Annotated in this window: 13 protein-coding genes and 1 pseudogene; 2 read left to right on the top strand and 12 right to left on the bottom strand. The window is 70.0% G+C overall.

Annotation, left to right across the window (positions count from 1 at the left end; genetic code table 11):
• Positions 1-47: 47 nt before the first annotated feature.
• The 4 genes from infB to rimP all read right to left on the bottom strand — a co-directional run bounded on the left by infB (position 48) and on the right by rimP (position 4,908).
• Complete coding sequence (gene infB / locus ABR571_RS10515; protein ID WP_409453147.1) at positions 48-2,798, bottom strand: translation initiation factor IF-2; 2,751 nt, start codon at positions 2,796-2,798, stop codon at positions 48-50.
• A gap of 88 nt (positions 2,799-2,886) precedes the next feature.
• A complete protein-coding gene (locus tag ABR571_RS10510; RefSeq protein WP_409453146.1) occupies positions 2,887-3,285 on the bottom strand; it encodes a YlxR family protein in 399 nt (132 codons plus the stop codon).
• 52 nt (positions 3,286-3,337) lie between these two features.
• Entirely contained in the window at positions 3,338-4,378 is a 1,041-nt protein-coding gene (nusA, locus tag ABR571_RS10505; protein WP_409453177.1) for a transcription termination factor NusA, read from the bottom strand.
• Positions 4,379-4,383: 5 nt separating this feature from the next.
• Positions 4,384-4,908: a ribosome maturation factor RimP gene (gene rimP, locus ABR571_RS10500; RefSeq protein WP_409453145.1), complete on the bottom strand. Its 525-nt coding sequence runs from the start codon at positions 4,906-4,908 to the stop codon at positions 4,384-4,386.
• Between the two features lie 162 nt (positions 4,909-5,070).
• Between rimP and ABR571_RS10495 the strand changes: the two genes are divergently transcribed.
• A complete protein-coding gene (locus ABR571_RS10495) occupies positions 5,071-5,592 on the top strand; it encodes a hypothetical protein (protein WP_409453144.1) in 522 nt (173 codons plus the stop codon).
• On the top strand, positions 5,589-6,038 hold the full coding sequence (locus ABR571_RS10490) for a DUF4439 domain-containing protein (protein ID WP_409453143.1): 450 nt from the start codon (positions 5,589-5,591) through the stop codon (positions 6,036-6,038). The genes ABR571_RS10495 and ABR571_RS10490 overlap by 4 nt, the downstream gene beginning before the upstream one ends.
• Before the next feature lie 18 nt (positions 6,039-6,056).
• Here ABR571_RS10490 and ABR571_RS10485 read toward each other — a convergent pair whose 3' ends face one another.
• The 8 genes and pseudogenes from ABR571_RS10485 to ABR571_RS10450 all read right to left on the bottom strand — a co-directional run.
• On the bottom strand, positions 6,057-8,045 hold the full coding sequence (locus tag ABR571_RS10485) for an ABC transporter ATP-binding protein (protein WP_409453142.1): 1,989 nt from the start codon (positions 8,043-8,045) through the stop codon (positions 6,057-6,059).
• Positions 8,042-9,775 (bottom strand): ABC transporter ATP-binding protein, encoded by a 1,734-nt coding sequence (locus tag ABR571_RS10480; protein ID WP_409453141.1) that lies wholly within the window; start codon positions 9,773-9,775, stop codon positions 8,042-8,044. The genes ABR571_RS10485 and ABR571_RS10480 overlap by 4 nt, the downstream gene beginning before the upstream one ends.
• A gap of 88 nt (positions 9,776-9,863) precedes the next feature.
• Positions 9,864-10,547: an HAD family hydrolase gene (locus tag ABR571_RS10475; protein WP_409453140.1), complete on the bottom strand. Its 684-nt coding sequence runs from the start codon at positions 10,545-10,547 to the stop codon at positions 9,864-9,866.
• A 10-nt stretch (positions 10,548-10,557) separates the two neighbouring features.
• Complete coding sequence (locus ABR571_RS10470; protein ID WP_409453139.1) at positions 10,558-11,415, bottom strand: GNAT family N-acetyltransferase; 858 nt, start codon at positions 11,413-11,415, stop codon at positions 10,558-10,560.
• Between the two features lie 74 nt (positions 11,416-11,489).
• Entirely contained in the window at positions 11,490-11,696 is a 207-nt protein-coding gene (locus ABR571_RS10465) for a DUF3072 domain-containing protein (protein ID WP_409453138.1), read from the bottom strand.
• A 64-nt stretch (positions 11,697-11,760) separates the two neighbouring features.
• Positions 11,761-12,912 (bottom strand): flavodoxin-dependent (E)-4-hydroxy-3-methylbut-2-enyl-diphosphate synthase, encoded by a 1,152-nt coding sequence (gene ispG, locus ABR571_RS10460; protein ID WP_409453137.1) that lies wholly within the window; start codon positions 12,910-12,912, stop codon positions 11,761-11,763.
• 8 nt (positions 12,913-12,920) lie between these two features.
• Positions 12,921-14,285 (bottom strand): M50 family metallopeptidase, encoded by a 1,365-nt coding sequence (locus ABR571_RS10455; protein ID WP_409453136.1) that lies wholly within the window; start codon positions 14,283-14,285, stop codon positions 12,921-12,923.
• A gap of 24 nt (positions 14,286-14,309) precedes the next feature.
• Positions 14,310-14,956: pseudogene (locus ABR571_RS10450) on the bottom strand (1-deoxy-D-xylulose-5-phosphate reductoisomerase); the annotation flags it as partial.

The following is a 14,956-nucleotide window of genomic DNA, read 5'->3' as shown; positions in this document are numbered from 1 at the left end:
TAAAACTCTTCCCTACGGGCGGGCGGCCTACCCTCGCTTCTGCGGAACTACCCTCTCGGCTTCTCGCGCAACTCGAACGTCTCGATCACGTCATCAACCTTGATGTCGTTGAACGACCCGAGCCCGATACCGCACTCGAACCCTTCGCGGACCTCGGTCGCGTCGTCCTTGAACCGACGCAGCGACTCCACCGTGAGGTTGTCGGCCACCACGGTGCCGTCGCGCACGAGCCGCGCCTTGCTGTTACGGCGGATGATCCCGCTGCGCACCAGCGAACCGGCGACGTTGCCGATCCGCGGCACCCGGAACACCTCGCGCACCTCGGCCGTGCCGAGCTGCACCTCTTCGAACTCCGGCTTGAGCATGCCCTTGAGCGCAGCCTCGATCTCGTCGATGGCCTGGTAGATCACCGAGTAGTAGCGGACGTCGACGCCTTCGCGCTCAGCCGCCTCCCGCGCCTTGCCCTCGGGCCGGACGTTGAAGCCGATGACCACCGCGTCCGAAGCAACGGCGAGGTTGACGTCGTTCTCGGTGATGGCGCCGACGCCGCGGCCGATGACCCGCAGCGAGACCTCTTCCTTGTCCTCACCCAGGTCGATGTTGAGCAGCGCGTCTTCCAGCGCTTCCACCGAACCGGACACGTCACCCTTGATGATGAGGTTGAGCTGCTCGACCTCACCGGCCGCAATCGCCTTGTCGAGGTCGTCCAGCGAAACCCGACGACGGGACGACGCCAGCTGGGCGTTGCGTTCCCGGGCCTGGCGCCGGTCGGCGATCTGCCGGGCGGTGCGGTCCTCCTCGACCACGAGGAACGAGTCACCGGCGCTCGGCACCGACGTCAGGCCGAGCACCTGGACGGGCCGCGACGGCCCAGCCTCGTCAACGTTGTCGCCGTTCTCGTCCAGCATCGCCCGCACCCGACCGAAGGCATCGCTGGCCACGACCGAGTCGCCGATCTTGAGCGTGCCGCGCTGCACCAGCAGCGTGGCGACCGGTCCACGGCCGCGGTCGAGCCGGGCCTCGATGACGATGCCCTGCGCGTCCTGGTCCGGGTTGGCCCGCAGGTCGAGCGCGGCATCTGCCGTGAGCAGGATGCCCTCGAGCAGGTCGTCGATGTGCAGGTTCGACCGGGCCGAGACGTCGACGAACAGGGTGTCGCCGCCGTACTCCTCGGCGACCAGCCCGTACTCGGTGAGCTGCTGGCGCACCTTGGCCGGGTTGGCGTCCTCCTTGTCGATCTTGTTCACCGCGACCACGATCGGCGCACCTGCTGCCTGCGCGTGGTTGAGCGCCTCGATCGTCTGCGGCATGACGCCGTCGTCGGCCGCCACGACCAGCACGACGATGTCGGTCGTCGCTGCCCCGCGAGCACGCATGGCGGTGAACGCCTCGTGACCCGGGGTGTCGATGAACGTGATCGCCCGGTCCTCGCCCTCGTGCTGGACGTGGACCTGGTAGGCACCGATGTGCTGGGTGATGCCGCCGGCCTCGTCGCGCATGACGTTGGTCTTGCGGATCGCGTCGAGCAGTCGCGTCTTACCGTGGTCGACGTGACCCATGACGGTCACCACCGGCGGCCGGGCGACGATGTACTCGTCCTCGCCCTCGTCCTCACCGAACGTGAGATCGAAGGACTCGAGCAGCTCGCGGTCCTCGTCCTCCGGGCTGACGACCTGCACCTGGTAGTTCAGTTCGGCGCCGAGCAGCTGCAACGTCTCTTCGTTGACCGACTGGGTCGCCGTCACCATCTCGCCCAGGTGGAACATCACCTGGACCAGCGACGCCGGGTTGGCATCGATCTTGTCGGCGAAGTCGGACAGCGAGGCCCCGCGCGGCAGGCGCAGGATGTCACCGTTGCCCCGCGGTACCTGGACGCCGCCGATCGACGGCGCGGACATGTTGTCGAATTCGGCTCTGCGCTGCTTCTTGCTCTTCTTGCCGCGGGCCGCCGGACCACCGCGACGGCCGAACGCGCCGGCCGTGCTGGCGCCGCGACCGCCGCGACCGCCGCCACCGGGACGACCGCCACCGCGGTACGGGCCGCCGGCGCCAGCGGGACCACCCGGAGCGCCGCCGGGACCGCCGGGGCCGCCGCCCCCGGGACCGCCGCGGAAGCCGCCGCCACCGGGACGCCCACCCGGAGCGCCGGGTCGAGCGCCGGGGCCGCCAGGACCGCCAGGGCCGCCGGGACGCGCACCGGGCCCGCCGGCCGGACCGCCGCGCGTTCCGGGGCGGGTCGGCATCATGCCCGGGTTGGGTCGGGGCGGCATCATGCCCGGGTTCGGCGGACGGGGGCCGCCGGGGCGCGGCGGCATACCGGCCGCGCCGGGAGTACGGGGCGCGGCGGGCGGACGGGGTGCCGCGGCGCCGCCGCCGACCCCGAACGGGTTGTTGCCGACACGCGGGCCCGGGCGTACGCCGGGCGGAGCGGGCGCAGCCGCGGCCGGGGCGACGGGGGCCGGTTCTGCAGGTGCGGCCGGTGCGGGCGCAGCCGCCACCGGAGCGACCGGTTCCGGAGCCTGGACAACCGGGGGCTCGGGCACGGTGGTCGGCTGGCTCGGCGCTTGCGGGGCGGGAGCCGCCGCAGCGGCCGGGGCCACCCTCTTCGCCGGTGCCTTCTTGGCCGGCGCCGGCGCGGCGTCCGGGAATGCCTCGCGCAGTTTGCGGGCCACCGGGGCTTCCACGGTGGACGAGGCAGTCTTGACGTACTCACCCATTTCGGTGAGCTTCTCGATTGCGACCTTGCTGGTCAGCCCGAGCTCTTTGGCTAGGGCCGAAACGCGGATCTTGCCTGGCACGTGTCTCCTTCGGGGGGACCGTGCGGCAACCCGCGCGGTCCGTCTAGACGGTGGTCTTGCTCATCGCTGGTGCTTCATCGAGTACTCATTAGCTATCTCCTGCGGCGTTCCGCTGAGTGGATTCCCTGCTGCTGTCACCGTACTGGTCAACCTGCGCAACGTACTCGCTCACCGAAGCCGGGTCGACGGGACCGGACACGCGCAGTGCCCGGGCGAAGGCCCGGCGCCGCTCTGCGAGTTCGACGCACCTCAGGTCGGGATGCAACCACGCACCCCGGCCGGGGATGCGCCGACGGGTGTCGGGTACGACGGGCAAGGTGACAGGGCCGCCGCCGAGTTTGTCGCTCGGGCTTCGGGCCTCCGGGGGACGGAGTTCTGTCGAGACCTTGCCGATCGCATCCGGCGCCACGACGACGCGGAGCAACTCGGCAGCCGCTGCCCGCTGCCGACATCCGATGCACGTCCGGGTCGGGCGCTGGAAATTCACGCCGGTCCTTCGTGCCTCGGATGCCGTCGACGTTCGGCGGCCGGAGCCGAGTCTACCCCGCGGCCGCCGGATCCCCGGGCGGCGCCGACGTCTCGCCCTCGGAATCGCCTGACGTCGCGTCCTCGGAGTCGCTGTGGATGTCGATGCGGTGGCCGGTGAGCCGGGCGGCGAGGCGGGCGTTCTGCCCCTCGCGGCCGATCGCGAGCGAGAGCTGGAAGTCGGGGACGACGACGCGTACCTGCTGAGTGGCCGGGTCGACCACTTCGCTGGACACGACCTGGGCCGGCGAGAGTGCGTTTCCCACGTAGGTGGCCGGATCCTCGGCCCAGTCGATGATGTCGATCTTCTCTCCGTGCAGTTCGGCCACGACGTTGCGGACGCGCTGCCCCATGGGGCCGATGCACGCCCCCTTGGCGTTGAGGCCTTCGACAGCGGTGCGGACGGAGATCTTGGACCGGTGCCCCGCCTCGCGGGCCACGGCGACGATCTCGACGCTGCCGTCGGCGATCTCGGGGACCTCGAGGGCGAACAACTTCTTGACCAGGTTGGGGTGGGTGCGGCTCACGGTGACCTGGGGCCCGCGGGGGCCGCGGGCCACGCCGACGACGTAGGCCTTGATGCGCGTTCCGTGGCGGTACTCCTCGCCCGGCACCTGCTCGGACTGCGGGAGCAAGGCCTCGACCTTACCGATGTCGATGAGCACCAGACCCCGCTGAGACGCCTGGGCGTCGGCCTGGACGACGCCAGTGACGATGTCGCCCTCGCGGCCGGAGTACTCCCCGAAGGTCTGGTCGTGCTCGGCATCGCGCAGGCGCTGCAGGATGACCTGCCGGGCGGTCATCGCCGCGACGCGGCCGAAGTCGGTCGGCGTGTCGTCGTACTCCTCCTCGATCTCACCGTCCGGCCCGAGTTCCTGCGCCCAGACGATGACCTCGCCGGTCCGGCGGTCGATGGCGACGCGGGCGTGCGGCATCGAGTGCGGCGTGTGCCGGTAGGCGGTCAGCAATGCTGTCTCGAGCGCGCCGATCAGCGTCTCGAAGGAGATCTCCTTCTCCCGCTCGATGCTGCGGAGGGCGGCGAGGTCGACCGACACCATGGCTAGTTCTCCTCACCGTCGTCGGCGGCGCCGGGGCGGCTGAACTCGACCTGGACCTTGCCCCGGCCGAGCGCCGCCCACGGGATCGGCCGTGGTGTGTCGTTGATGTCGAGGGTGACAGCGGTGTCGTCGACCGCGAGGACGCGCCCGGTGATCGTCGACCCGTCCGTCTGGGCTGTCACCAACCGGCCGACGGCGCGGCGCCAGTGGCGCGGCTCGGTGAGCGGCCGGTCGACGCCCGGCGAGCTGACCTCGAGCACGTAGGCGCCGGCGAGCGCACGCGGGCTGTTCGGGTTCTCGGCGTCGGCGTCGAGGGCGTCGGAGACGATGCGGCTGACGACGGCCACGGCGTCCAGGTCGATGCCTCCGTCGGCGTCAACGGTCACCCGGACGAGGCTGCGGCGACCGGCCGAGGTGACCGTCACATCCTCGAGGTCGTACCCGGCGGCGCTGACGAGCGGACCGAGCAGGTCGAGCAGGTGCTCTCGGGCCTGGGCCGCGGACGCACCTGCAGTCGCGGGCGGCATGATCGGCTCCTCGGGGTCGCGCGTGCAGTTGTGACGTGAAAGCGTATCGGGCTCTGCCAAACTTGCTGTGACATGCAAAGTTCCAGCGACGAATCGAGACCGCGGCCGCGGCCCCAGCCGCATCAGCCGTCGACCCCGCCGCCCGCTGAGGCGCGGGCCCCAGTGACCCCACCACTGACCCCACCGCTGACCCCACCCTTGGAACCGCAGCCGGCGCCGCGGAGGTCTCGGCGCTGGTTCCTGGCCGGCAGCGCCGCGGTCGTCGTCGGCGCCGGCGCGGGAGTCGCGGCCGAATTCGCCCGTAACGACCACGCGCCCGCCCTGCCGCCGATCGCTCCTGGCGTCCTGCTCGCCGCAGCCGCGGCCGAACGCGCCCTGATCGCCGATCTCGACGCCACGACCGGCGGTTCGCCCGAGGTGCGGCGGGTGATCACCCAGGTCCGGGTCGACCACGTTGCCCATCTTGCGGCGCTCACCGACCTGCTCGCCCGCTACCGCACACAGCCGGCCCACTCGCCGGCGCCGGCAGCGGGCGCGCCGCGCACCCTCGCGCAGTTGAACGCCGCCGAACGGGCCGCTTCCAGGGCGGCGGCGGCCCATGCTGCGGCGGCCGACGCCGGCCTGGCTGCGATGCTGGCGAGCATCGCCGCCTGCGAGGCCACACACGCCGAGCTGCTGCGATGACCGCTCTGGACACCGCATGGCAGGCGGCGCTGGCGGTTGAGCAGCAAGCGGCGTTCGGTTACGCACTGCTCGGTCCGCACCTGAGCGGCACGGACAAGGATCTGGCGGTGCAGTGCTCCGACGACCACGAGTCGCGCCGCGACGCGACGGCGGCGGCCATCGCCGGCGCCGGTCTGCGGCCGGTCGCGCCGCAAGCCGACTACCCGGCGCTGTACCCGGTGGCCGGCCCGGGCGCGGCCCGGGCGTTGGCCGTCCGGCTCGAGGAGGGCTGTGCCGTGGCCTGGCGCTACCTGTACCTGAACGCGGCGTCGACGGCTGGGCAACGAGCCGACGGGCTGCGGCAGACCGCGCAGGAGGCGCTGACCGCGAGCGCGATCCGGGCCACCCGGTGGCGGGTGCTAACCACGCCGGCCAAGGCGACTACGCCCTTCCCCGGCATCGGCTGACCGGAACGCGCCGCCCCGTCAGACCAGCGTTGCGTCCGGCGCCTGGCTGAACTGGGCCCGATAGAGGCGTTCGTAGGCCCCGTGGCGGTCGAGCAGCTCCGTGTGGTCGCCCTGTTCGACGATCCGGCCGTCCTCCATGACGAGGATCAGATCGGCGTCGCGGATCGTCGACAGCCGGTGGGCGATCACGAAGCTGGTGCGGTTCTGGCGCAACGCCGCCATGGCGTGCTGGACCAGCAGCTCGGTCCGGGTGTCGACCGCGCTGGTCGCCTCGTCCAGGATCAGCAGCGACGGCTGGGCGATGAACGCCCGGGCGATGGTGATGAGTTGCTTCTGGCCGACCGACAGGTTGCTCGATTCCTCGTCCAGCACGGTGTCGTAGCCGTCGGGAAGCGACTGGACGAACCGGTCGACGTAGCTCGCCTGAGCTGCCTCGAGGATCTCGGCGTCGGACGCCCCCGGCCTGCCGTAGGCGATGTTGTCGCGGATGGTTCCGCCGAACAGCCACGTGTCCTGCAGCACCATGCCGATCTCGCCGCGCAACTCGTCGCGCCGCATGGTGGCGATGTCGACGCCGTCGAGCGTGATCCGGCCGCCGTCGAGTTCGTAGAAGCGCATCACGAGATTCACCAGGGTCGTCTTGCCCGCACCGGTCGGTCCGACGATGGCCACCGTGTGCCCCGGCTCGGCGACGAGCGACAGGTCTTCGATGAGCGGGGTGTCGGCCCGGTAGGAGAAGTTGATGTGCTCGAACTGCACCCGTCCGTGCCGCTCGGTCGGTCGGGCCGGTGTTCGGGGATCCGCCGTCTGCTCGGGGGCGTCGAGCAGATCGAAGACCCGCTCGGCCGAGGCCACCCCGGACTGGAGCAGATTGGCCATGGACGCGACCTGGGTCAGGGGCTGGGTGAACTGTCGCGAGTACTGGATGAAGGCCTGCACATCTCCCAGGCTCATCGAGCCCGACGCCACACGCAGGCCGCCGACGACGGCGACGGCGACGTAGTTGAGGTTTCCGATGAACATCATCGACGGCATGATCAGTCCGGACACGAACTGCGCGCCAAAGCTCGCCTCGAACAAGGCGTCGTTGTGTTCGGCGAAGGTCTGCTCGACCTCGCGCTGGCGGCCGAACACCTTGACCAGTTCGTGCCCGGTGAAGGACTCCTCGATGTGTCCGTTGAGCCGCCCGGTGTGCTTCCACTGCGCCACGAACTGCCCCTGCGACCGCTTGGCAATCGACTTCGTGACGAACATCGACACGGGAATGGTCACCAGCGCGATCAACGCCAGCAGCGGCGAGATGACGAACATCATGGTGACCACGCCGACCACCGTCAGCAGCGAGGTCAGCAGCTGGCTCATGGTCTGCTGCAGCGTGGTGGAGATGTTGTCGATGTCGTTGGTGACCCGGCTGAGAGTTTCCCCGCGCGGCTGGTCGTCGAAGTACGGGAGCGGCAGCCGATTGAGCTTGTCCTCCACGTCCGCCCGCAAGCGCAGCACCGTGCGCTGCACCACCCCGTTCAGCACGTAGCCCTGCAGCCAGGACAGCAGCCCGCCGGCCAGGTAGATCAGCGTCACGAGCAGCAGCACGTTGCCCAGCGCGTTCAGGTCGATTCCGCGGCCCGGCACGACGTGCATGCTCTGCAGCAGGGTCGCGAAGTCGCCATCGCCGCGGGCGCGCGCCGCGTTCGTCACCTCGTCCAGCGATTGCCCGGCCGGGAGCCGGTCGCCGAGGAACCCGCGGAAGATGATGTCGGTGGCCGAGCCGAGCAGGCGTGGCCCCAGCACCGCGAGAGTGACACTGGCGACGGCGAGGACGAGGACGCCGATGGACAGAAAGCGTTCGGGGTAGAGCCGGCGCATCAACCGTTTCGCCGACGGCCCGAAGTTCATCGACTTCTCGGCCGGCATCCCCGCGGTCATCCACGGCGGCCCGCCGCCGCGCCGCGCATCCTGGCCCGCGGGGGGAAGGCGCTTCGGCGTGACGCCGCGGCTCGGCGCCGTCACGCCGCGTCCTCGGCGCTCAGCTGGCTCTGGACGATCTCGGCATAGGGCGGGCAGGTCCGCACCAGCTCGTCATGGGTGCCGTCGCCGACGATCTTGCCCCCGTCGAGGACGATGATGCGGTCGGCGTCGAGGATGGTCGATACCCGCTGCGCGACCACGAGCACCGCCGAGTCCGCCGTGATCGTGCGCAACTTCGCCCGCAGCCGGGCGTCGGTGCCGGGGTCGAGGGCGGAGAAGGCGTCGTCGAAGAGGTAGATCTCGGGCCGGCGGACGACGGCCCGCGCGATGGCCAACCGTTGCCGCTGGCCACCGGACAGATTGGTCCCGCCCTGGGCGACCGGCGCGTCCAGCCCGCCGGACAGCTTCTCCACGAACTCACGTGCCTCGGCGACGTCCAGCGCCGCCCACAACTGGTCGTCGTCGGCGTCGGGGTTGCCGTGCCGGAGCGTGCTGGCCACGGTTCCGGAGAACAGGTAGGAGCGCTGGGGGACGTATCCGAGCCGGCTCCAGAGCAGGTCCGGGTCGAGCGAGCGGACGTCCACCCCGTCGACCAGAACCGCACCGGACGTGACGTCGACGAGGCGAGGGACGAGCGAGAGCAGTGTCGTCTTCCCGGCTCCGGTGCTGCCGATGATCGCCGTGGTGCGCCCGCGTTCCGCGGTGAAGGTGATGCCGTCGAGGACGGGCAACGCCGCGCCGGGATAGCGGAAGGAGACGTCGTCGAACACGACCTGGCCGGCCAAGGGCAGCTCGGTGACCGGCGCCTTGGGCGGTACCACCGAGGAGCGGGTGTCGAGGACCTCGACGATGCGCTCGGCGCACACGGCGGCGCGCGGGATCATCATCAACATGAACGTGGCCATCAGGACCGACATCAGGATCTGGGCCAGGTAGCTCAGGTAGGCGGTGAGCGAGCCGACCTGCATCTGCCCGGAGTCGACCCGGCTGGCCCCGAACCAGAGCACGGCCACGCTCGAGGCGTTGAGCACGAGCATGACCGTCGGGAAGATCATCGCCATCAGTCGGCCGGCCCGCAGGGCGGTGGCGGTCAGTTCCTCGTTGGCCGCCCCGAATCGGTCCCGCTCGACGGGCTCCCGGACGAAGGCGCGCACCACGCGCACGCCGGTGATCTGCTCGCGCAAGACGCGGTTGACGTGGTCGATCCGGTCCTGCATCAGCCGGAACTGCGGGACCATGCGGCGGACGATGAGGCCGATCAGCACCGCCAACAGCGGCACGCTGACGCCCAGCAACCAGGACAGGCCGAGGTCCTGCCGCAGCGCCATGATGACGCCGCCCGTGGCCATGATGGGCGCCGCGACCATCATGGTGGAACTCATGACAACCAGCATCTGCACCTGCTGAACGTCGTTCGTGGTCCGGGTGATGAGCGACGGGGCGCCGAACTGCGCGACCTCGCGAGCGGAGAAGCTGTTGACCCGGGCGAACAGCGCCGCTCGAACGTCGCGTCCGAAACTCATCGCCGTGCGGGCGCCGAAGAAGACGGCGACGACCGAGCAGCCGATCTGCGCCAGGCTGACGGCCAGCATCCAGCCGCCGACCCGCATGATGTAGCCGGTATCGCCCTTCGAGACACCGTTGTCGATGATGTCGGCGTTGAGGCTCGGCAAGTAGAGCGCCGCCATCGTTCCCAGCAGTTGCAGCACGACGATCGTCGTCAGCCAGTGACGGTAGGGCCGGAGCCGGTCACGCAGCAGCCGGACGAGCATGCCCCTCCTCGGTTGTTCTCACGATGATCGACGTCGAGTCCATCAGAAGCATGCAAATCGCTACTTGCATACGGCGTACGGGCAGCTGTCAGGCGGCCCGCCACTCGTCCACGATCGCCAGCAGATCGGCGAGCCGGTCGACCACCGCGTCCGGCTTGCCCGCCACCGGACCTTTCTGGGCCTCCGGGATGTCGCTGTGCGGAATGAGCACCGCTCGCAGGCCGGCCGACTGGGCTCCGTGGATGTCGTCGAATGGCCGGTCGCCGACGAAGACCGCCTCCTCGGGACGGTCGACGCCGACGGCGTCCAGGGCGGCCCGGAAGGCCATCGGGTGCGGCTTGGTCCACTCGATCTCGGAGGTGTAGACCGCGCCGTCGATGAGGTCGAGCAACCCGTCGCGGGCGAAGATCCGCTCGTGCTCCTCGCGGCTCCAGATCGTGTTGGACAGCACGCCGATCCGGAGCTCTCTCGCCCTCAGCGCCTCGAACAGTGGCAGCACGTCGGGATCGGTGTACGTGTGCGGGTCCCACCAGGCGCTGATCGCGGCCCGCATGTCGGGCGTCGGCTCGAGCCCGACGGCGGCGAAGACGTCGTCGAGCGTGCCGCTGCGATGGTGGTCACGCGCCCGTCGCCAGATCTCGTCCTCGGCCAGCGCGAGTCGGTGGGCAAGCTCATCGTCGGTCACCACCGCGCGCCACGGGCCGCCGGCATCGATCGAATGCCAGGGCGTGAGCGTCCCGCCCCAATCGAAGATGACCGCAGCAACGCTCATGTGGGCTTCGTCAGAACAGCACGGTCGACAGGACGGCGGCCTCACGCAGGCCGAGCCGGGCGTAGACCCGGCGGGCAGCAGTGTTGAAGTCGTTGACGTACAGGCTCACGGTCGGGGCGAGGGTGAGGCCGTGCCGCAGGACGACGGGCAGGGCCGCCGTGCCGATGCCCCGGCCCCGCAGATCCGGGCGTACCCAGACGCCCTGCACCTGACAGGTGTGCGGGGACACCACGCCCAGGTCCGCTTTGAAGATCACCTCGCCGTTCTCGACGATGCCGAATGCCCGGCGCGCCTTGATCAGGCCGGCGGTGCGGCGGCGGTAGTCCCCCGCCCCCGATGAGAGGTACGGCGACACGCCGAGTTCTTCGGTGAACATGGCCGCCGCCGCGGGGAGGTAGCCTTCCAGCTCGTCGGGCTGGATGGCGCGCACGCGCGGATCGGTTCGCCACCCGGTCGCGACCTGCTCGGACATCAGCAGCGGCTGCTGCGCCCGGACCGCCCGGGCCGGTCCCCATACCGGCGCGAGCACCTGCCACATGACGCCCACCGCCGCCGCCCGTCCGACGATGGAGGTGCAGTCGCGGGGCGTCCGGGCGAGGTGCTCGGCGAGCGCCACCCAATCGTCCGGGCCGCCGCCGATGGGTAGCAGGTTGCCGCCGGAGAACGCCGCGGCCCGCAACCGTCCGTCGCGGTCACGGACGCCGAGAAGAGTGCCGCCGAAGCGGCGGCCGTCGATCGTGGCCAACGCCCGCAGGCGCGCACTGACGACGACGTTGACGAGTGGGTCGGCGTCGACCAAGGCGACGAGCTCGGCCCGGTCGTGCAACACCTCGGCCCTCAGGGCCGGACGGCGCAGCGTCGAACTCACCCGGTCGACGGTAGCCGAGGACCCGGCCGGGGCGCCGCTCCGATCCGTCAGGAAGGGCTGTGCGTCGCAACCGGTCAGACGCCGCGACCGGTGACCTGCTGCAGGCGCTCGATCTCTTCGCTCGCCTGCGCTTTCGTCAGCTCGGACTTCGGGTCCTCGCCGGCCTCGCGGGCAAGTGTCTGCAGGTACGACTGCTGCGGGCCGGTCATCGGCTCGTCACCGGTGACCCACTCGTCGGTCGGGCGTTCGGGCTGAGGCGTGACCTCGTTGGTAGTGGACACAACTGCTCCTGAGGATCGAATGTACGTTCGATCCGTACGTACCCGCCGCGGGGCGATCGGTAACTCAGGTGACCGAGACGGTGGGAGTTCCGGTCTCGCCCATCTGCTCGGCCATTCGCAGCGCCTCTTCGATCAGCGTCTCGACGATCTGCGATTCCGGAACGGTCTTGATGACCTCGCCGCGGACGAAGATCTGGCCCTTGCCGTTGCCGGATGCGACGCCGAGGTCGGCCTCGCGGGCCTCACCCGGACCGTTCACCACACAGCCCATCACCGCCACCCGCAGCGGCACCTCGATGCCCTCCAGCCCGGCAGTGACCTTCTCGGCGAGGGTGTACACGTCGACCTGGGCGCGGCCGCACGAAGGGCAGGAGACGATCTCGAGCCGGCGCTGCCGCAGGTTGAGCGACTCCAGGATCTGCAGGCCGACCTTCACCTCTTCGACGGGCGGCGCGGACAGCGAAACGCGGATGGTGTCGCCGATCCCGCGCGACAGGAGTGCGCCGAAGGCCACCGATGACTTGATCGTGCCCTGGAACGCCGGGCCGGCCTCCGTCACACCGAGGTGGAGGGGATAGTCACATGCCTCCGACAGCTGCTCGTACGCGCGGACCATGACGATCGGGTCGTTGTGCTTCACCGAGATCTTGAAGTCGCGGAAACCGTGCTCCTCGAACAGCGACGCCTCCCAGAGCGCGGACTCGACGAGCGCCTCCGGCGTCGCCTTGCCGTACTTGGCGAGCAGCCGCTTGTCGAGCGAGCCGGCATTGACGCCGATACGGATCGAGACCCCGGCGTCGGCCGCGGCCCTGGCGATGTCCCCGACCTTGTCGTCGAAGGCCTTGATGTTGCCGGGGTTGACCCGCACGGCCGCACAACCGGCGTCTATCGCGGCGAAAACGTACTTCGGCTGGAAGTGGATGTCGGCGATGACCGGGATCTGGCTGTGCTTGGCGATCTCGGGCAGCGCGTCAGCGTCGTCCTGCGACGGGACGGCGACGCGGACGATGTCGCACCCGGTGGCCGTCAGCTCGGCGATCTGCTGCAGCGTCGCGTTGACGTCCGAGGTGAGCGTCGTCGTCATCGACTGGACGGAGATGGGTGCGTCACCGCCGACGGACACCGAACCGACCTTGATCTGGCGGGTCTTGCGCCGCGGGCTCAACACCTGTGGGGGCGGAGCCGGCATTCCGAGATTGACAGGACTCACAGCCATGACGTCGATTATCCGCCTAGCGGGTTGATGGGCTTGACGATGTCGGCGTAGAGCGTGAGCAACGTCAACACGATGAGGATCGAGGCGACGCCGTACATCACCGGAAGCATCGCCGCGGTGTCGACGAAGATCTGCCGGTGCGGTGGCGGCGCGGGCTCTCCGTCCGGGCCGAGAACGGGTGGTCGGCCGCGCTCGCGCAGCCGGGCCCGACCGCGCTTGATCGACTCGACGATCGCGCCGGCCACGTGCCCGCCGTCCAGCGGAAGCAGCGGCAACAGGTTGAACAGGAAGAGCAGCAGGTTGACCCCGGCCAGGAGGTTGATCAGGACGAAGACCTTGTCCTGCAGGCTGAGCAGGTCACTGCGGGCGTAGTCGCCGGAGATCCGGCCGATGCCGACGACGCCGACAGCGCCGTTCGGGTCACGCTTCTTGCCCTCGAACACGGTGCCGTAGAGGTTCTTGATCTTGGCCGGGTACTTGCCGAGCGCGCTCAGTCCGAGCTTCAGCTGGCTGCCGATCTGACCCGGGATGGCGGTGATCGGCTCGGCTCGGTAGTAGTCGTGGCGGGTCGGAGCGAAGCCGATGAAGCCGACGGTTTCGATCTTGGTGTGCGCGTCGTCGACGTAGTTGCGGTTGGCGACCGGCGTGATGTGCAGCGTGACGTCCTTGCCGCCCCGCTTGACGACGACGGTGAGGGTCTGGCCGGCGGCAGGCCGGATCAAGGCGCTCAGCTGGTTCCAGTCGGAGACTTTCGTGCCGTTGATCGACTCGAAGGTGTCCCCCAGCTTGAGGGCCGTGAGGGCCGGGGTGGCCGGGGCGTCGGCCGGGCACGTGGTGGTGTCGGCCAGCTTGGAGTCCGCCGGCACCACGCACTTGAGCACGGTCCCGACGGTCGTCGTCGCGTCCTGGTGCGGCTTGCCGAGCGTGGTGAGCAGGATGGTGAAGAGGACCAGGAAGATCAGCAGGTTCATGCTCGGGCCGCCGAGCATGATGATCATCTTCTTGCCCGGGGTCAGCCGGTAGAACTGGCGATCCTCGTCGGCCGGGTCGACCTCGGCGCGGCTCATGCGGCGGAAGTCCTCGACGGCGCTCGCCAGCCGGCGGGGCCAGCGCGACACCTTGCCGTCGGGACGCGGGGGCACCATGCCGATCATCCGGATGTAGCCCCCGACCGGAATGCTCTTGAGCCCGTACTCGGTGTCGCCCCGCTTGCGCGACCAGATCGTCGGCCCGAACCCGACCATGTACTGCGTGACCTTCACGCCGAACTTCTTGGCCGGCACCATGTGCCCGATTTCGTGCAGCGCGATCGACAGCAGCAACCCGAACGCGAAGATGAGCACACCCAGCGTGTAGAGCAGCCAGGAAGGCACGGTCGGTTGCTCCTCTCGGTCGGGTCAGGACGGTCCGGTAGGTGTCGTCGGTCGTGATGCGAGCTCGCGGGCTCGTTCCCGGGCCCACTCCTCCGCTTGTTCGACGTCCACGACGGTACCTGGGTTCACCATGCCGTGATGGCGTTCGCTCAGCCATTCGGACAGCACGTCCCCGATCGTGTCGACGATCTGCAGGAACCCGATGGCGCCCTCGTGGAACGCGGTGACCAAGGCCTCGTTCGCGGCGTTGTAGACCGCGGGCGCGCACCCGCCCGCGAGACCGGCCCGCCGGGCCAGGTCGACGGCCGGGAACGCGTCGGCGTCGAGCGGTTCGAACGTCCAGGTCTGGGCCGACGTCCAGTCGACCGGGGCGGCGGCGCCGGGGACCCGGGCGGGCCAACCGAGCGCCAGCGCGATCGGCAACCGCATGTCGGGTGGCGACGCCTGGGCAATGGTCGACCCGTCGGTGAACTCGACCATCGAGTGAATGACCGACTGGGGGTGCACCACCACGTCGATCCGGTCATAAGGAACGTTGAACAGGAGGTGGGCCTCGATCACCTCTAGGCCCTTGTTCACCAGCGTCGCCGAGTTCGTCGTGACCAACCTGCCCATGTCCCAGGTGGGATGGGCCAGCGCAGCGGCGGGTGTGGCGTCGGCCAGCTCGACAC

The organism is Jatrophihabitans sp., from assembly GCF_046262535.1.
Classification (GTDB): domain Bacteria; phylum Actinomycetota; class Actinomycetes; order Mycobacteriales; family Jatrophihabitantaceae; genus Jatrophihabitans.
Note: the sequence above shows the minus strand (reverse complement) of the source record. Positions and strands in the feature narration are given on the sequence as shown.